The organism is Kribbella sp. NPDC050241 (assembly GCF_044459685.1).
Lineage (GTDB): Bacteria > Actinomycetota > Actinomycetes > Propionibacteriales > Kribbellaceae > Kribbella.
In genome coordinates, this window is record NZ_JBITJE010000014.1 from 35,132 (window position 1) to 49,929 (window position 14,798).

Genomic DNA, 14,798 nt, shown 5'->3' on the forward strand with positions numbered 1-14,798 from the left:
GGTGGATGGCGGGTTGTGTGCCGGCTGGCGGGTTGTTGCGCGCCAGCGGTGAAACAACCCGCCAGTGGTGGCTGCGAACGCTCAGGATTGCTCGGCGAGGAAGGCTTCCCAGGTGCGGTGGCCGGTGGTGGCGCCGGTCAGGGTCAGGTTTCCGCCGGCCCGGTAGACCTTGCCGGCCTTGCCTGGAACGCGGACCGGCATCGACAGCCGGTGCTTGCCGGTGGTGCGCAGGTAGTCGCGGGCGAGGTCGCCCAGGCTGTACACCTTCGGGCCGACCAGGTCCGGGACGAGGCCGGCCGGCTCGCCCAGCGCCAGCTCGACGAGCCGCGCCGCGACGTCGCGCCCGTCCACCGGCTGGAACCGCACCCCACCGGGGATCGGCAGCACCGGGAGCTTCGCCATCATGCGCGCGGTGTTCCAGGCGAAGTCGTGGACCTGCGCGATCCGCAGTACCGTCCACGGCACCGAGGACTCCCGCACGGCCTGTTCCGCGCCCAGCTTGGACTTGAAGTACGTCAGCGGGAGTTGATCCACCGCGGTCACCGAGATGTGCACCAGGTGTTTGACCCCGGCCCGCTCCGCAGCCCGCACGAGATTCCGCGTGCCGACGTCATCCCCCTTCGGCCCACCCGCGAGGTGGATCACGACGTCCACGTCGTTCAGAGCGTCATCGATCCCGTCCCCCTGCAACAGGTCCGCTGCCACGTGCTCGACCCCGTCGTCCTTGGGGTGTCGGCTCAGCACCCTGACCTTCCACCCCGCCTCCACCACCAACGGCACCACCAGCCGCCCCAACGTCCCGGTTCCACCCGTCACCAGCATCACGCCCACAGTTCCTCCACTCATCACGACCCACCTCCGGGCCCCACCCCTCTGACGTCCGCGGCGGCGATGATGTGACAGCGATCGTTTTGTCGAGAAGTGCCGGCGCGGTCCGACCTACGTGGTGATGGCGCACAATGCGTCGTCGTGGAGGAGGTTGTGATGAAGTACCTGATCCTGATCTATTCGAACCCGGAGCCGTGGGGGCACCCGACGATCGACTTCACCGAGGTGGGGCGGGCGATCCCGGACGACGAGCGGGCGGCGATGCACAAGGAGTTCGAGGAGATGCTGGCCGAGATCTCGGCGTCGGGGGAGTTCGTGACGGCCGAGGCGCTGGGGGCGCCGGCGGCGTCGACGATCTACCGCGTCGGCTCCAAGGGCCGCCGGGTGGCGACCGATGGGCCGTACGCCGAGGCGAAGGAGCAACTGGCCGGCTTCTTCCTGATCGACGTCGCCTCCCGGGAGCGGGCCGAGGAACTGGCGTCCCGGTTCGCCGGTCCCGGAGACACCGTCGAGTTGCGGCCGGTGATGTGACGATGCCCGGGATCCGCCTGAGCTCGCCGACGCTCAACTGCCCGAACGCCCTCGAACTGGCGGCGTTCTACGCGGAGATCACCGGTGGGCGGATCGCGTACTCCGACCACGTCTGGGCGACCATGGACGGGCCTGGGGGCCGGATCGACTTCCAGAGCGATCCGGCCCATGTCCCGCCCACCTGGCCGGAGCCGACGGTTCCGATCCAGTTCCACCTCGACTTCTACGTCGACGACCTGGATACCGCCGCCTCCCAGGTCCTGGCCGCGGGTGCCACCAAGTACTCCCACCAGCCCAACGCCGACCACTGCCTGGTCTTCGCGGACCCGGCCGGTCACCCCTTCTGTCTGTCCACCTGGGACATGCTCAATCAGTGACTCGGGCCACGACTGCGGGTCTCGCACCGGTCTCGCTCAGCGAGACGTGACGTACGACGTACCGCCAGGCGTCCGGCTCGCCTACCCTGATTGAACTTACCGAGAGTCAGGAGGGGCGAGCTGTGACGACTGTCGTCCTGATGGGTCCGCCGGGTGCCGGGAAGGGCACGCACGCCGACATGCTCGCCGAGCAAGCCGCCGTACCGGCCATCTCGACCGGCGACATCTTCCGCGCCCAGGTCGCCGCCGGGACGGACCTCGGCCGGAGAGCCCAGCAGTACCTCGACTCCGGTGCGTACGTACCCGACGACGTGACGATCGCGATGGTCCGCGAGCGGCTCGCCGAGGACGACGCCCGGCCGGGCTTCCTCCTGGACGGCTACCCGCGCACCCTCGAACAGGCCGCCGTACTCGACGAGCTCCTCACCACGCAGGAACGCCGGCTCGACGCGGTCGTCGTCCTGCGGGTCGACCAGGAGGTCCTGGTACGGCGCCTGCTCCGGCGAGCCGAGATCGAGCACCGCTCCGACGACACCGAGGACGTGATCCGGCGCCGCCTCAAGGTGTACGCCGACCACACCGTCCCGCTGATCGAGCTGTACGGCGACCGCGGCCTGGTGCACGAGGTCGACGGCAACGGCGAGGTGGACGAGGTCCGCGAACGGGTTCTCGAGATCGCCTACAAGCTCACCCCGGCTGAGCGCTCGGCTCCCGGCGCTTAGCCTCGAGATTCCAGCGTGCAGGTGGCTGGGGACCCCCCGGATCGGGCAGGAATCCTGCCCGGTCCTGTCACCGGCCGCCACCGCGGCATTGCCGCGCCGGCCAACTGTGCGGTGAACCAACCAGACAGCGAAACCACCAACGCCCTCAACCATCGATCGAGGCTGGCCCTCTGAGCGATGTCCCGTAATTCGATTGGGCGATTCTGTCAGGCTTGTTACGGTGCGTGGATGCCTTCACAGCGCGCCTTACTGCCGCGGTCGAGGCCCGCCGCCTCGGGGATGTCGTCCCGTGCGGTCGTCGCGCTGCTGGACCAGATCGAAGCGCAATCCGTCAAGTGTCACTCGATCATGGTGGTACGTCACGGTCACGTCGTCGCCGAAGGCTGGTGGGCGCCGTACTCGGCCGAGCGCCCGAATCTGCTCTATTCGCTGACCAAGTCGTTCACCTCGGTCGCCGTGGGGCTCACGATCGCCGACGGGCTGCTCTCGCTGGACGACCGGGTGGTGGACGTGCTGCCCGACCATGTTCCGGCCGATATCTCGGAGCAGGGACGCCGCCTCACCGTTCACCACCTGCTGTCCATGACGGCCGGGCACAGCGTGGACAGTCTCGCCGAGGCCTGGCAGCTGGAACCGGACGACCTGGTGAAGGGCTTCCTGCGCGTACCGTTCTCCGAGCCTGAGGGAACCCGGCACACCTACGACAATTCGACCACTTTCGTCCTGGCCCGGATGGTGGAACGGGTCACCGGCCGCGGCCTGCCGGAACTGCTCGACGAGCGCCTGTTCACGCCGATGGGTATCGACCACGCCGATTGGGATCGGGTGGCCAGCGGTGCCGCCTTCGGATTCCACGGGCTGCATCTCACGACCGAGGCTGTCGCCGCGTTCGGCGAGTTGCTGCTGCGCGGAGGTGTCTGGGGCCACCGCCAGCTCGTCCCGCGCGAATGGGTGGAGCTCGCGACCAAACGGCACATCGGTACCCTGCCGCCCCAGGACGACTCGCCCGACGACCTCGTCGCGAGCCCCGACTGGGTCACCAACCCCGACGCTCTGTGCGGGTACGGCTACCAGTTCTGGATGTCGCGTCACGGGTACCGCGGTGACGGCGCCTACGGCCAGCAGTGCCTCGTCGTCCCGTCCCACGATCTCGTGGTCGTGGTGACGGCTGAGGTCGATGACGGGCAGGCCCTGCCCGGCGTCTTCTGGGACTGCCTGCTGCCCGGCCTGGATGAGCCGGGAAGCGCCCAGGACGACGAGATCCTCGCCGATCGGCTGCGGCGGCTGTCTTTCGCGCCGGTGCCGGGTTCGGCCGACCCGCAGCGTTGTGTCAAGGCGAGTCTCGACGCCTCCGCCGAGGATTCGGCGCTGCCCGACGGGACGACGGTGATCGTCGATCCCGTCGACGGTGGATGGCTCCTGCGATTCGGGTCGTTGGCCACCGTCGAGGTCGGCCACGGCGAATGGCGGGAAAGTTCGCCTCTCGGCCGCCCTGTCGTCGCGACCGGCGCCTGGCAGGGTGACACGTTCGTCGCCGAGCTTTTCGTCATCACCACCCCGCACCGGGTTCGGTTGGTGGTCGACGCCGACGCGGGAACAGCGGTGCTGACGTGGAGCACCGTGCCAATGACCGGCCCCAATCTGGCGTTGCAGCTGCGATCGCCGCTGATGACACGGCCCGACGTCGCGTAGGTGATGCCGGCCAGGAGCCGCCGTACGGGGTGATCGGAGTAAGCGTCAGCTGTTCCAGACCGGGGCGACGGTTTTGCGGTAGTTGCGGCCGAAGACGCCGCTGATGATGGTGAGGACGGGCTTCGGGACCGTGCCGGTGATGGCGGCGGTCTCGTCGGGGGCGGCGCCGTCGAGGGCCCAGGCGAAGAACGTACCGCCCTGCGCCGGGCTGACCTTGGCGAACTGCCGGCCCATCGCCTTCATCTCGGCGGTGTCCTTCTTCTCCAGGTACACCCCCTCGATCTCCGACTCCTCGTGATCCAGATGCAGCACGGTCACCCGCTGCAGCTCCTGCATCGCGGTCAGTGCGGTCGCCGCGTCCTCGGCGCTCGCGGTACGGCGAAGGGACGCGATCGCCTCGCGGGCCTTGGCCAACGCGGTCGCCATCGTGTCGTGCTCGGCGTCCATCTGGGTCAGCAGATCCCGGCTCACCCCGACCGATTCCAAGGCCGGCCAGGCGATGTCGTGCTCCCCTTCGTGGTGGCGGGTCAACTGTTCGTCGAAGTTCGCCCATGCCGTCGCGAGCTGCTCGGCCCGCAGCTGATCCCCCGCGGAAAACGCCCCCAGCGCGTCGACGAACCGCTGCAGATCCCGGCGGAACGCCGCGTGAATCGCTTTGTTCATGCTCATCTCAGCCATAGCTCGGAGTGTAGGGTCAAGCGCGCTTGAAGTGGGGGAGTCGGCCGGGAACATCTTCCGGCGTTCACCGGTTGTGGCTGGATATGCATGGTGAGTACAAGGTTCCGGGCGGCAAGCTGGTTGTTGCCGATCTGGAGGTGGTCGACGATCACGTTCGGCGGGCGCAGCTCAGTGGGGACTTCTTCCTCGAGCCCGACGATGCGCTGGAGCGGATCAACGGTGCTCTTGCCGGTCTCCCGATTGCCACGCCCGCGGCCCAGGTGGCTGCTCGTGTGCGCGCGGTACTGGGGGATGGGGTCGAGATGCTCGGGTTCTCGCCCGAGGCCGTGGCCGTCGCCGTACGGCGGGCGCTGACCGGCGCGACCGGTTGGCGTGATCACCAGTGGGAGTTCGTGCACGACGTACCGCGGGAGCCCGCGCTGCAGATGGCGCTCGACGAGGTGCTGGCCGAGCAGGTCGGTTCCGGTGAGCGGGCGCCGACGCTGCGGGTCTGGGAGTGGGCGTCGAACGCGGTCATCATCGGCAGCTTCCAGTCCCTGCGCAACGAGGTCGACCTGGAGGGCGCCGCCAAGCACGACGTGACAGTCGTACGGCGGATCAGCGGCGGCGGAGCCATGTTCGTTGAACCAGGCAACACGATCACGTACTCGCTCTACGTCCCCGAGTCACTCGTCTCCGGCCTGTCGTTCATCGAGTCGTACGCATTCCTCGACGACTGGGTCATCGGCGCGCTGAACGATCTCGGCATCGCGGCGACGTACCAGCCGATCAACGACATCACCTCGCCGGCCGGCAAGATCGCCGGCGCCGCGCAGAAGCGGTTCGCCGGTGGCGCGGTCCTGCATCACGTCACGATGGCCTACGACATGGACGCCGCGAAGATGCTCGAGGTACTGCGGATCGGCCGCGAGAAACTGTCCGACAAGGGAACGACGAGCGCCAACAAGCGGGTCGATCCACTGCGCAGCCAGACCGGCCTCGACCGCGCGGAAGTGATCGACCGGATGGCCGCGTCCTTCGGCAATCGCTACGGCCTCAAGCCTGGAAGCATCGACAAGGCCACAGTGGACCTCGCCGAAGAGCGCGTCACCGCCAAGTTCGGCACCGACGAGTGGCTCACTCGAGTCCCGTGATCGGTACGGCGTTTCCGCTCACGCGGACCCTGGTGTCGTCGGCGCGCAGTTCAACCTGGATGCGGCTCGGGCGACCGAGATCATCACCCTGGTGCAGTGTGAGCACGACCGGCGGATCGACGAGCCCGCGCTCGCGTAGGTAGGCGCCGAACGCCGCGGCCGCCGCCCCGGTCGCCGGATCCTCGACCACGCCACCGACCGGGAACGGATCGCGCACATGGAACACAGTCGCGGACTCCCGCCACACCAACTGCAGCGTGGTCAGATCCCGCTGCAGCATGTAGGCGAGCAGCCGATCGAAGTCGTAGTTCAGGTCGGCCAGTCGTTGCCTGGTCGACGTACTCACAATGAGATGCCGCGCCCCGGCGTACCCGATCGCCGGCGGCAACGCGGGATCGAGCTCGTCCTCATGCCAGTCGAGGATCTCGAGTACGTCGCTGATGTCGTCGATCTCCTCGACATGCGGCTCGACGCTGGTCAGCGTGGCCCGCAGTCCGTCCGGTGACTCCTCGACCGCGACCGGCACGAGCCCGGCCTGGGTCGAGAAGACGAGCTCACCGGGACCGATCCGCTCGGCCAGGGCGACCGCGGTGGCCACGGTCGCGTGCCCGCAGAACGGCACCTCCGCCCTGGGCGAGAAGTAGCGGACCGGGATCACTCCATCGCTGCCGCCGGTCCCGCTGGTCAGGAAGGCGGACTCGGAGTACCCGACGTCCGCGGCGATCGCCTGCATCTCGGCGTACGTGAGCCTGCTCGCGTCGAGCACCACGCCGGCCGGGTTGCCGCCGGCCGGGTCGGACGTGAACGCCGTGTACCGCAGCACTGTCATGCGGTCATCCAATCACTGACGCTCCAGCCGGACGAAGGTCGCGCTCGGGTCACTGACCGTCTCGGTCACCTGGAACGCGCCCAATGCGTCGTCCACGCCGTCGAACAGGCGCTCGCCGGCGCCCGCCAGGATCGGCGCGACGACGAGGTTGAGCTCGTCGATCAGACCGGCCCGCAGGTACTGCTGGACCGTGTGGGCACCACCGGCGATGACCACGTCGCGGCCATCGGCGGCCTTCAGCGCGCGCTCCAGCACGACCTCGATCGGCTCGTCGGTGAAGTGGAACGTCGTACCGCCCTCCATCGGGATCGACGGCCGCAGGTGGTGGGTGAGGACGAAGGTGTCGTGATGGTACGGCGGGTTGTCGCCCCACCAGCCCGTCCACGACTCGTCCTCCCACGAACCACGCTGCGGGCCGAACATGTTCCGTCCCATGATCGTGGCGCCGACACCTTCGGCGTACCCGTCGATCCGGTCCGCCCCGAGCCCGCTCTTGCCGGCGGCCTGGTCCTGCTGCGCGACCTCCATCCAGTCGTGCACCTTGTCCATGCCGTCGCCGAACGGCGCGTCCAGCCGCTGACCCGGACCGGCCGCGATCCCGTCGAGGGTGATCGTGAAGTTGTGGACCCGAACCCGTGCCATGACAATCTCCTCAGCCTGTGTGCGGTTCTCCTTGCACCCCCAGGTCGGAACCGCCCCGACCGTCTTGACACGGCTCAGTCTGTCCAATCCAGCTGGACCCCCGGAATCCCCAACTCCCGCCCGAATTCCTGTGCCTCGGCCCGTGCCACCGTGTCACCGCGCTCGTAGCGGAACACGCGGCCCGGGAAGACAACGAACACCTCCCGCGCGTCATGGAAGTCGGCGTACCACCCCGGCTGGTCCAACGCCCCGGCCAGTGTCTCCGCCAGCACCTCGACCCGCTCGTCCTCGACCCCGAACTCGAGCACCGACCACACCGCCGCCTGACTCGGCGTCGCACTCGCCACGGCGTACCGACTGATCTTGTGCACCAGCAGCGGAACGTCCGAAATCTCCACGCCGACCCGCAGACTCTCCAAAATCAACGCACCCTCGAACACCCAGCCTCCTCCCGACTTCTGCCCAGGAGGCTAGGTGGGTCCGCCGACAGTTCTGTGCGGCTAGGCGAAGAGCGGGATCTGGGCGTTCTGCGGCGCCGCGCCGTAGGAGGCGGTCACCTTGTTGAGCTCGGACTGGTAGTACAGCGTGCCGAGGCCGAAGACGAACATCAGCAGCAGGCCGACGCCCCCACTGCAGGTGACCGGCAGGCCCGCGGCCCGCTGGCTGTTCGCGATCCGGCCGCCGGTGTTGAAGTACGACACCAGCGGCGCGATGATCGTCCAGCCCAGCAGCAGCAACACCAGCATCGGTCCGGCCACCGGGACCACCCGGCGACGGTCGAACTGCGCCATCTCGGCGTGGATCTTGTAGTACCACACGAGGTGGTAGATGCCGAACGTGATCAGCGGCAGCCCGAGCCACACCCCGACCGGATTGCGCTGCTTCATCTGAAGTCCTTGTGCCACCGGTGCTCCGGCGCGTCCGGGCAGCACGATTTCCTGCGACATGATTCCCCCTCCGAATGAGACTTCGGGCAGCTGGTTCCCCCCGGCTGCCGGAAGTCGGTCAAGGCCGCTTAGACTAGTGGTCATCACGCATCGTGACTACGGGCGCGTTCAGTTTGTTATCTCTGGCCGGCCGGGACGCGTCTAGCGTGGGGTGGTGGAGCGGATCGGGTATGTCATCTTGTACGTCGAGGATCTCGGGGCGTCGGTGGAGTTCTATCGGGACGTGATCGGGTTGCCGTACAAGTTCACCGATGCGGGGTATGCGGAGTTCGGCACCGAGGGGACGCGGTTCGCGCTGTTCGAGCGGCGGCGCGCGGAGTGGTTGACCGGGCGGACGGTCTCGCCGGGGGCGGCCGGCGAGGTGGTGCTGATGGTCGACGACGTGGACGCGTGGGCCGATCGGCTCGCGGCCCGCGGAGTCGAGGTGCTCAGCGGGCCGGCCGATCGGCCATGGGGGCACCGGACCGCGCATGTCGCGGATCCGGACGGGTTCGTGGTCGAGTTCGCCCAGGAGATCCCGCGGCTGCGCGGCCGCCGCGTGTGAAGTTGGTCTGTGTCAGCGGTGCCGGTTCTGGTACTGCCAGCGGCGGCGGTGCGCTCCGCTGATCAGGATGATCCAGAACATGCCCCACACCAGCCACGGCGCGGCCAACGTGATCGCGGTGATCACCAGCGCCATCATCAGGATCGGGGCGAGCATCACGAACGGCGGCGGACCTTGGCGCCGCCGCGGCTTGGCGGTCCGCGGCGACCACGGTCCCTGCGCGACCTCGAGGCCGGCCGGGTCCGGGAGGTCGTCGAACAGTGGCTCGAGGTCGTCGGCGTACCGCGCCCGGGTCGCCTGCTCGCTGCGCTCCTCGAACTCGGTCTGCGTCAGCCGGCCCGCGACGAAGTGGTCGCTGAGGACAGCCACGGCCTGGTCGCGTTCGGTGTCGCCGATCCGGAGCGGGCCGCGGCGCCGCTCCGGCGTACGGTCGGCGTCCTCGCGCCGATCGCCCTCGCGGGGATCCAGCTTGCTCCAGTCCGGTCCGCCCCAGTCGGGTCCACGCCAGTCGCGGCCGTGCCAGTCGCGGTCCTGCCAGTCGTGGTTGTGCCAGTCGTGGCGGCGGCGGTTGCGGCCGAGCCGGTCGGTGTCGCGCGAGTCGGGGTCGCGCCATTCCGGCAGGGGCGAGCTCATGACCGGTCCTGCTCGTCGTCCGGTCGCTCGTCGGCAAGGATCCCGTAGAGCTTTCGCCGCAGCTCGGCCAGCGCGTCCTTCGCGCGCGCCTGCTGCTCCGGCGTACCGGTCGCGAGGATCTGCCACATCGCCGTCGCCACCTGGCCGAGCAGCGGCTTCAGCCCGTTCTCGTCGTCGTCGCTCGGTGCGCTCATCGCCTCCCAGGGCGCGGACACCTCGTCGGAGTGCTCAGCGACGTACGCGCGTCCCTCGTCGGTCAGCGTGAAGGTACGGCGGCCGACCTCGGCGTCAGCGGTGACGAGGCCCTCGTCCTCGAGTTGCTGCAGGGTCGGGTAGATCGACCCCGGGCTGGGCTTCCATACCCCGCCGCTGCGCTCGGCGATCTCCTGGATGATCTGGTAACCGTTCATCGGCTGCTCGGCCAGTACGGCGAGGATCGCGGCGCGCACGTCGCCACGCCGTGCCTTCGGCCCACGCCAGCGCGGCGGCGGACCCCACGGCGGGCCGAACATCTGGCCACCGCCGCCGAACATCCCCCACTGTCCGGAGAACGGCTGGTGGTGTCCGCGGTGACCGCGCCGCCCGGTCATGGCCGCGTGCAGTTCGTCCTTGATGTCGTCGAACACTGAGTCGAACGCTGAGCAGTGCTGTGCGAGTTTCTGCCACGGCCAGCCCGCCGCGTACGTCGATCCGGTCATCCCGACCACCCGTCCCTCAGGAGAGAATGCGATACGTCGACGATATATCGCGACACATCGCAACCCAAGGGGATCGTGCCCAGGGACTCGGCTCAGGACGTGAGCTTGAGATCCGCCACCGTGGCGACCAGCAGCAGCGAGTCACCCTCGACGGACACCTGCTTCAAGGATGCGTCGAACGGAAGCTGTGGAAAAGCCAATCCACGGGCCAGTTGGGACGTCACCGCGTCGCGCACCACCGATGGGATGGAGTCGGACATGTCCTCGACGCCCAGCGCGATCCGGCGGCCCTTCACCTGCGGGGTGACGGCCACCTCCGCGTTCAGGCCGCCGACGGTCAGCCGCGCGTGCAGTTTGCCGTCGACGATGCGGAAGCTCAGACCCTTGATGTTGGTGGTGCGGGCGGCCAGTTTGGTCAGCTCGTCCGGCGACAGGTGCACCCGCATGGCGGTCGAGTCGACGGTGACCGCCGTACCGGGCTTCTGCTCGAGCAGAGCTCGCGGCACGTGCACGCCGGACATCTCCACTACCAGATCCTCAGCGGCGACGTCGTTCGAGAAGGTCGGTTGCTTCATCGTCAGCGTGACCGAGGAGAACTTCTCCTTGGCCAACTGTGGGAGGAAGCCGAAGCCGCCCACCTCGACGGATGTGTCGGTGGCCTCCACGTCGTAGTTCGCCGCCTGGTTCTCGGCCATCGTGGCCAGCCGGTTCTCGGCGGCCCACTCCGCCGCCCGGTCGACCGCGACCGCCAGTACGCCCAGCACGATCACCGTCACCACCAACCGCCGCAACCAGCGGCCCGGTCCTCTGGATCTCATTCCTGCCCTTCCCGACAACGGCGGAACCCGTCGATCCGCACAGCCTAGAGGCAGACGTTCAGGACGCGGATTCAGTTGGCGTTGGCGGCGATGGTTTCGCGCAGTGCGTCGTCCGTCGCTGTGGGTTTGATGCCAAAGGCAACAGTTGCGGCGGTGGAGTCGACGACGAACGGGCGACGCCACTGGTACTGCGTTTCGATCATTTCGCGAGCGTCCGGGTTGAAGAGTCCGCCGATGCGCAGTGCGATGGTCGGCATCGCGGAGATCCGGGCGGCTGGTGCTCCGGCGAGCTCGGCCGTGCGGGTGGCGAGAGCGCGGATCGACATCGGTTCCGGTGTCGGCACGTGCCACGCTCGTCCCCAGGCGGTCTCGTCCGCGGCGGCCGCGACGAGGGTCTGGGCGACATCGCCGACGTACGTCCAGCTGTGGAGCGCATCGAGGTCGGCGGGCGCCGAAGCGCGCTTGCCTTGCAGCACCTTGGGCAGCACCAGGATGGTGAACGGCGATGCCGCGCCGGCGCCGAGGTAGTCCGAGCCGCGTACCTCGGCCGTCCGGATCCGGCCCGCCTGATGTGCCGCCAACGCGTCGGTCCAGAGCTTGGCCCGGACCTGTCCCTTGACGGAGTTGGGCCGCAGTGGAGTGTCCTCGGTCATCGGCCCGTCGACCTGGCCGTAGGCATACAGGTTGCCGGTCGTCACCAACACGGCCCCGCTGACCTCGGCCGCATGCACCAAGGCGGCTCCCAGCGGAGGCCAGTCAGTCGGCCATCGGTGGTACGCCGGGCCCGCGCAGGAGTACAGCGCCACTGCGCCTTCTGTGTGCCGCGCCAAGGCTTCGGCGTCACTCGCATCTGCCGCAACTCGCTCGATCTGTGCCGTCTCGTCGTTCTCCTGAGAAGGGCTGGGCTGGGGAGCGCGGCCGCTGCGGGTGATGAGGCGGACCTGTTCACCCCTGGCAGCGAGCAACCGAGCCGTGGCCGAGCCGACCGGACCGGCGCCGACGACGACATGCAGGGACATGGCGGACAACCCTTCGTGACAGATGTCTTGAGCGAGAACAGTGTTCTCTAATGAGTTCACTGTACTCCATCCTGTGTCAGACTGATCCCATGTCCGCACCGTCCCTGCGCGCCCGAGTCCGCTCGGAGATGAGCCAGGAGATCAAGGACGTCGCCCGTCGGCACCTCGCCACGGACGGCGCCAACCTCTCCCTACGTGCTGTCGCCCGGGACCTCGACATCGTCGCGTCGGCCCTCTACCGCTACTTCTCGAGCCGCGACGCCCTGCTCACAGCGCTGATCATCGACGCGTACGACGCTCTCGCCGCCGCCGCGACCACCGCGGACGCCGCCGTACCGCGGGACGATCTCCGCGGCCGCTGGCTCGCCGTCTGTCGCGGTGTCCGCACCTGGGCGCTGGCCCACCCTGCCGAGTACGGCCTGATCTACGGCAGCCCCGTCCCCGGGTACGCCGCGCCCCAGGAGACCGTCGAGCCGGCAACCAAAGTGATCCTGCTCCTCGCCGCCATCGTGACCGACGCGGGCGACCGCCTCCGCTCGCTGACCGCATCGCCACTCACGGCACCGCTCCGCGCCGACCTCCGTCGCCTGATCCAGGAACGCCAGGGCACCATGCCCGAGGAACGACTCGACCGCGTCCTGGTTGCCTGGACGCATCTGTACGGCGTACTCAACTTCGAAGTCTTCGGCCGCCTCGACGAGATGATCGAGGCCCGCGCGGAGTACTTCGATCACCACATGAACCTGATGGCCGACCTCACCGGCCTCCCCGCGTGACCGCCGAGACCTTCGCCGAACACCGCGGCCTGCTGTACGCCGTCGCCTACCGCGTGCTCGGCAGCGTCGCCGAGGCCGAGGACGTCGTCCAGGATTCCTGGCTGCGCTGGAGTCGCGTCGACCCAGCCACCGTCGACGACCCAGAGGGCTACCTGGTCCGAGTCGCGACCCGCCTCGCCATCGACCGCCTCCGTAGTGCAGCGGTACGCCGTGAGTCCTACGTCGGACCGTGGTTGCCGGAGCCGATGCTCACCAGTCCGGACGCGGCCGAGGACGTCGTACGCAACGACTCGGTGTCGACGGCCATGCTGCTCGTCCTGGAAGCACTGTCGCCGACCGAACGTGCTGTCTTCGTTCTGAACGAGGCCTTCGGCTACAGCCACACCGAGATCGCCCGCATCCTCGGCCGCCAGGACGCCGACGTACGGCAGCTCGCGCACCGCGCTCGCAAGGCGGTCGCGGTGCGCCGACGCCGGTACGACACCGACCGATTCACCCAGCGGCAGGTGACGGAGAAGTTCCTGGCAGCCTGCCTCGACGGTGATGTGAAGGCGTTGATGAAGGTCCTCGCACCCGACGTCACCTTGATCAGCGACGGCGGCGGACTCACCGGTGCGCCACGCAAGCCGATCCACGGCCCGGCGTACGTCGCACAGGCGTTCATCGTGCTGTCGCGGCGGCGCCCCGAGGGCTCCCGCGTCGAGATCCGTCAGGTCAATGGGGCACCGGGCTTCGTGATCACTTCAGGAGGTACGGCGGTCGTCGCGGCGACGTTCTACCTGGTGGATGGCGTGATCGACACCATCCACGTCGTCAGCAACCCGGAGAAGCTGACCGGCGTGAGCTGATTCACTGTCACGTCTCGGCACGCTGTCTCGTCCGTGGGGCGGCCCAATCACCCCACGGAACGGAGCCATCGTGTTCGCCGCCTACCTCGCCGCCACGCTTCTCGCCGCCACCCTGACCGGCAGCGCGGCCATCGCCAACCTCATCGGCCACGACTACCCGAAATCGCAGGCCGACGTGGTGGGCGTGCCGTACTCCTGGATGCTCCCGCTCGGCATGCTCCTCGCTGCCGGCGCCCTCGGCTTGCTGGCCGGGTTCGTCGTACCGACCCTTGGCACACTCGCCGCCGCAGGCCTCGTCCTGTACTTCGTCGGTGCCTTCGCTGCCCACCTCCGAGCGCACGACCGCCACTTCGGCCCGTGGTCGTTGTATTTCCTCAGCTCCCTGGCCGCCCTGGCCACAGGCCTCATCTACCACTGAGCGCCCGTCAGCCCTCGACCTTGAACGGATCATGCTCGGCCAGCAGTTTGTCCAGTCGCGCCTGATCGACCCGGGTGGTCACCTCGGACAGTTCGTGCCGATCCCGCACCACCTTGCACAAGGTCACCGTCGACGTGACAACGTACAGCAGGCCGATCGCCACACCCGGGCGCGGGCAGGTAGACGAGCCCGAGCCCCATCGCCGTCAGCGAGGCGCCGAACGAGAGAAGTGCCTGCCCGTAGAACGCGGCAGTCTGCGAAGGCTGAATTGTTTTCGTCATGCGGCAATCGTCAGCGCATCCCAGTCGCGCCACATGCGCTGAACTACTCAACCGCCACCGGCATCAGGGCAGAGCGCGGCGCAGGCGAAGCTCATCGCGAATGGTCGGCGGCACGGGCAGCCGGTACGACTCCAGGGCTCTGGCGTAGGCGGTCAGGGAGGCGGCGAGGCGGCTGGCGTCGCTGCTGGGCGCGCTGCCGCGGCGTGGGACGCCTCGAGTCACTCGATCGGCTGCCCGGGCGGACCTGACCTCGGCGAGGAGGTGCAGAAGGTCGTGATCCATCGCCGTACGGCGCGAGATCCCGGCGAACACAGGAGTCGTCATCGGGCATCGCCTCATCCCCTGCCGGTTCCTGACATGCCACCTGGAATGCCATCGTTCCGG

The 14,798-nt window shown here is 68.5% G+C and carries 21 protein-coding genes; 9 read left to right on the forward strand and 12 right to left on the reverse strand.

Features of this window, described 5'->3' with window-relative positions; genetic code table 11:
* Nucleotides 1–81: 81 nt before the first annotated feature.
* Nucleotides 82–846 (reverse strand): SDR family oxidoreductase, encoded by a 765-nt coding sequence (locus tag ACIBG5_RS38480; protein WP_396396780.1) that lies wholly within the window; start codon nt 844–846, stop codon nt 82–84.
* A 138-nt stretch (nt 847–984) separates the two neighbouring features.
* On the opposite strand from ACIBG5_RS38480, the gene ACIBG5_RS38485 reads away from it, so the two are divergent.
* The 4 genes from ACIBG5_RS38485 to ACIBG5_RS38500 all read left to right on the forward strand — a co-directional run bounded on the left by ACIBG5_RS38485 (nt 985) and on the right by ACIBG5_RS38500 (nt 4,150).
* Entirely contained in the window at nt 985–1,359 is a 375-nt protein-coding gene (locus ACIBG5_RS38485; protein ID WP_396396781.1) for a YciI family protein, read from the forward strand.
* Between the two features lie 2 nt (nt 1,360–1,361).
* Nucleotides 1,362–1,736 carry a VOC family protein gene (locus ACIBG5_RS38490; RefSeq protein WP_396396782.1) on the forward strand — a complete coding sequence of 125 codons (375 nt, stop codon included), beginning with the start codon at nt 1,362–1,364 and terminating at the stop codon, nt 1,734–1,736.
* A gap of 122 nt (nt 1,737–1,858) precedes the next feature.
* Nucleotides 1,859–2,458 (forward strand): adenylate kinase, encoded by a 600-nt coding sequence (locus tag ACIBG5_RS38495; RefSeq protein ID WP_396396783.1) that lies wholly within the window; start codon nt 1,859–1,861, stop codon nt 2,456–2,458.
* Between the two features lie 228 nt (nt 2,459–2,686).
* On the forward strand, nt 2,687–4,150 hold the full coding sequence (locus ACIBG5_RS38500; RefSeq protein WP_396396785.1) for a serine hydrolase domain-containing protein: 1,464 nt from the start codon (nt 2,687–2,689) through the stop codon (nt 4,148–4,150).
* 45 nt (nt 4,151–4,195) lie between these two features.
* Here the strand turns inward: ACIBG5_RS38500 and ACIBG5_RS38505 are convergent, their stop codons facing one another.
* A complete protein-coding gene (locus ACIBG5_RS38505; RefSeq protein ID WP_396396787.1) occupies nt 4,196–4,828 on the reverse strand; it encodes a hemerythrin domain-containing protein in 633 nt (210 codons plus the stop codon).
* An 83-nt stretch (nt 4,829–4,911) separates the two neighbouring features.
* Here ACIBG5_RS38505 and ACIBG5_RS38510 point away from each other — a divergent pair, with 83 nt between their 5' ends.
* The gene (locus ACIBG5_RS38510; protein WP_396396788.1) at nt 4,912–5,961 is read left to right on the forward strand and encodes a biotin/lipoate A/B protein ligase family protein; all 1,050 of its coding nucleotides are present in this window, start codon (nt 4,912–4,914) and stop codon (nt 5,959–5,961) included.
* Here the strand turns inward: ACIBG5_RS38510 and ACIBG5_RS38515 are convergent.
* The 4 genes from ACIBG5_RS38515 to ACIBG5_RS38530 all read right to left on the reverse strand — a co-directional run bounded on the left by ACIBG5_RS38515 (nt 5,945) and on the right by ACIBG5_RS38530 (nt 8,319).
* A complete protein-coding gene (locus ACIBG5_RS38515; RefSeq protein WP_396396789.1) occupies nt 5,945–6,790 on the reverse strand; it encodes a PhzF family phenazine biosynthesis protein in 846 nt (281 codons plus the stop codon). The two genes, ACIBG5_RS38510 and ACIBG5_RS38515, sit on opposite strands and share 17 nt — an antisense overlap.
* Before the next feature lie 12 nt (nt 6,791–6,802).
* Nucleotides 6,803–7,432: a dihydrofolate reductase family protein gene (locus ACIBG5_RS38520; RefSeq protein ID WP_396396790.1), complete on the reverse strand. Its 630-nt coding sequence runs from the start codon at nt 7,430–7,432 to the stop codon at nt 6,803–6,805.
* Nucleotides 7,433–7,506: 74 nt separating this feature from the next.
* A complete protein-coding gene (locus tag ACIBG5_RS38525) occupies nt 7,507–7,872 on the reverse strand; it encodes a hypothetical protein (RefSeq protein WP_396396791.1) in 366 nt (121 codons plus the stop codon).
* A 60-nt stretch (nt 7,873–7,932) separates the two neighbouring features.
* Nucleotides 7,933–8,319: a DUF4234 domain-containing protein gene (locus ACIBG5_RS38530; protein WP_396396793.1), complete on the reverse strand. Its 387-nt coding sequence runs from the start codon at nt 8,317–8,319 to the stop codon at nt 7,933–7,935.
* A gap of 214 nt (nt 8,320–8,533) precedes the next feature.
* Here ACIBG5_RS38530 and ACIBG5_RS38535 point away from each other — a divergent pair, with 214 nt between their 5' ends.
* Complete coding sequence (locus tag ACIBG5_RS38535; RefSeq protein ID WP_360447999.1) at nt 8,534–8,923, forward strand: VOC family protein; 390 nt, start codon at nt 8,534–8,536, stop codon at nt 8,921–8,923.
* Nucleotides 8,924–8,935: 12 nt separating this feature from the next.
* Here ACIBG5_RS38535 and ACIBG5_RS38540 read toward each other — a convergent pair whose 3' ends face one another.
* The 4 genes from ACIBG5_RS38540 to ACIBG5_RS38555 all read right to left on the reverse strand — a co-directional run bounded on the left by ACIBG5_RS38540 (nt 8,936) and on the right by ACIBG5_RS38555 (nt 12,091).
* Nucleotides 8,936–9,556 carry a DUF1707 domain-containing protein gene (locus ACIBG5_RS38540; protein WP_396396794.1) on the reverse strand — a complete coding sequence of 207 codons (621 nt, stop codon included), beginning with the start codon at nt 9,554–9,556 and terminating at the stop codon, nt 8,936–8,938.
* A complete protein-coding gene (locus ACIBG5_RS38545) occupies nt 9,553–10,254 on the reverse strand; it encodes a PadR family transcriptional regulator (protein WP_396396795.1) in 702 nt (233 codons plus the stop codon). Before ACIBG5_RS38545 ends, ACIBG5_RS38540 begins: the two co-directional genes overlap by 4 nt.
* A gap of 92 nt (nt 10,255–10,346) precedes the next feature.
* The gene (locus ACIBG5_RS38550) at nt 10,347–11,072 is read right to left on the reverse strand and encodes a DUF2993 domain-containing protein (protein ID WP_396396796.1); all 726 of its coding nucleotides are present in this window, start codon (nt 11,070–11,072) and stop codon (nt 10,347–10,349) included.
* Between the two features lie 71 nt (nt 11,073–11,143).
* Nucleotides 11,144–12,091, reverse strand: a complete 948-nt coding sequence (locus tag ACIBG5_RS38555) for an NAD-dependent epimerase/dehydratase family protein (RefSeq protein ID WP_396396797.1) — start codon at nt 12,089–12,091, stop codon at nt 11,144–11,146.
* A gap of 89 nt (nt 12,092–12,180) precedes the next feature.
* Between ACIBG5_RS38555 and ACIBG5_RS38560 the strand changes: the two genes are divergently transcribed.
* The 3 genes from ACIBG5_RS38560 to ACIBG5_RS38570 all read left to right on the forward strand — a co-directional run bounded on the left by ACIBG5_RS38560 (nt 12,181) and on the right by ACIBG5_RS38570 (nt 14,133).
* Complete coding sequence (locus ACIBG5_RS38560; RefSeq protein ID WP_396396799.1) at nt 12,181–12,867, forward strand: TetR/AcrR family transcriptional regulator; 687 nt, start codon at nt 12,181–12,183, stop codon at nt 12,865–12,867.
* Nucleotides 12,864–13,715 (forward strand): RNA polymerase sigma-70 factor, encoded by an 852-nt coding sequence (locus tag ACIBG5_RS38565; RefSeq protein WP_396396800.1) that lies wholly within the window; start codon nt 12,864–12,866, stop codon nt 13,713–13,715. Before ACIBG5_RS38560 ends, ACIBG5_RS38565 begins: the two co-directional genes overlap by 4 nt.
* A 70-nt stretch (nt 13,716–13,785) precedes the next feature.
* Nucleotides 13,786–14,133, forward strand: coding sequence for a DoxX family protein (locus ACIBG5_RS38570; RefSeq protein WP_396396801.1), 348 nt, complete (start codon nt 13,786–13,788; stop codon nt 14,131–14,133).
* 7 nt (nt 14,134–14,140) lie between these two features.
* Here the strand turns inward: ACIBG5_RS38570 and ACIBG5_RS38575 are convergent, their stop codons facing one another.
* Together ACIBG5_RS38575 and ACIBG5_RS38580 are read right to left on the reverse strand one after the other, a co-directional pair.
* Nucleotides 14,141–14,296, reverse strand: coding sequence for a hypothetical protein (locus ACIBG5_RS38575; RefSeq protein ID WP_396396802.1), 156 nt, complete (start codon nt 14,294–14,296; stop codon nt 14,141–14,143).
* Nucleotides 14,297–14,477: 181 nt separating this feature from the next.
* The gene (locus tag ACIBG5_RS38580) at nt 14,478–14,738 is read right to left on the reverse strand and encodes a hypothetical protein (RefSeq protein WP_396396804.1); all 261 of its coding nucleotides are present in this window, start codon (nt 14,736–14,738) and stop codon (nt 14,478–14,480) included.
* Nucleotides 14,739–14,798: the final 60 nt, after the last annotated feature.

What these genes read in the sequence shown, in the direction of transcription:
- ACIBG5_RS38480 (WP_396396780.1), bottom strand. Translation starts at nt 846, where the DNA reads ATGAGTGGAGGAACTGTGGGCGTGATGCTGGTGACGGGTGGAACCGGG.
- ACIBG5_RS38485 (WP_396396781.1), top strand. Translation starts at nt 985, where the DNA reads ATGAAGTACCTGATCCTGATCTATTCGAACCCGGAGCCGTGGGGGCAC.
- ACIBG5_RS38490 (WP_396396782.1), top strand. Translation starts at nt 1,362, where the DNA reads ATGCCCGGGATCCGCCTGAGCTCGCCGACGCTCAACTGCCCGAACGCC.
- ACIBG5_RS38500 (WP_396396785.1), top strand. Translation starts at nt 2,687, where the DNA reads ATGCCTTCACAGCGCGCCTTACTGCCGCGGTCGAGGCCCGCCGCCTCG.
- ACIBG5_RS38505 (WP_396396787.1), bottom strand. Translation starts at nt 4,828, where the DNA reads ATGGCTGAGATGAGCATGAACAAAGCGATTCACGCGGCGTTCCGCCGG.
- ACIBG5_RS38510 (WP_396396788.1), top strand. Translation starts at nt 4,912, where the DNA reads ATGCATGGTGAGTACAAGGTTCCGGGCGGCAAGCTGGTTGTTGCCGAT.
- ACIBG5_RS38515 (WP_396396789.1), bottom strand. Translation starts at nt 6,790, where the DNA reads ATGACAGTGCTGCGGTACACGGCGTTCACGTCCGACCCGGCCGGCGGC.
- ACIBG5_RS38520 (WP_396396790.1), bottom strand. Translation starts at nt 7,432, where the DNA reads ATGGCACGGGTTCGGGTCCACAACTTCACGATCACCCTCGACGGGATC.
- ACIBG5_RS38530 (WP_396396793.1), bottom strand. Translation starts at nt 8,319, where the DNA reads ATGAAGCAGCGCAATCCGGTCGGGGTGTGGCTCGGGCTGCCGCTGATC.
- ACIBG5_RS38540 (WP_396396794.1), bottom strand. Translation starts at nt 9,556, where the DNA reads ATGAGCTCGCCCCTGCCGGAATGGCGCGACCCCGACTCGCGCGACACC.
- ACIBG5_RS38545 (WP_396396795.1), bottom strand. Translation starts at nt 10,254, where the DNA reads ATGACCGGATCGACGTACGCGGCGGGCTGGCCGTGGCAGAAACTCGCA.
- ACIBG5_RS38550 (WP_396396796.1), bottom strand. Translation starts at nt 11,072, where the DNA reads ATGAGATCCAGAGGACCGGGCCGCTGGTTGCGGCGGTTGGTGGTGACG.
- ACIBG5_RS38555 (WP_396396797.1), bottom strand. Translation starts at nt 12,091, where the DNA reads ATGTCCCTGCATGTCGTCGTCGGCGCCGGTCCGGTCGGCTCGGCCACG.
- ACIBG5_RS38560 (WP_396396799.1), top strand. Translation starts at nt 12,181, where the DNA reads ATGTCCGCACCGTCCCTGCGCGCCCGAGTCCGCTCGGAGATGAGCCAG.
- ACIBG5_RS38580 (WP_396396804.1), bottom strand. Translation starts at nt 14,738, where the DNA reads ATGACGACTCCTGTGTTCGCCGGGATCTCGCGCCGTACGGCGATGGAT.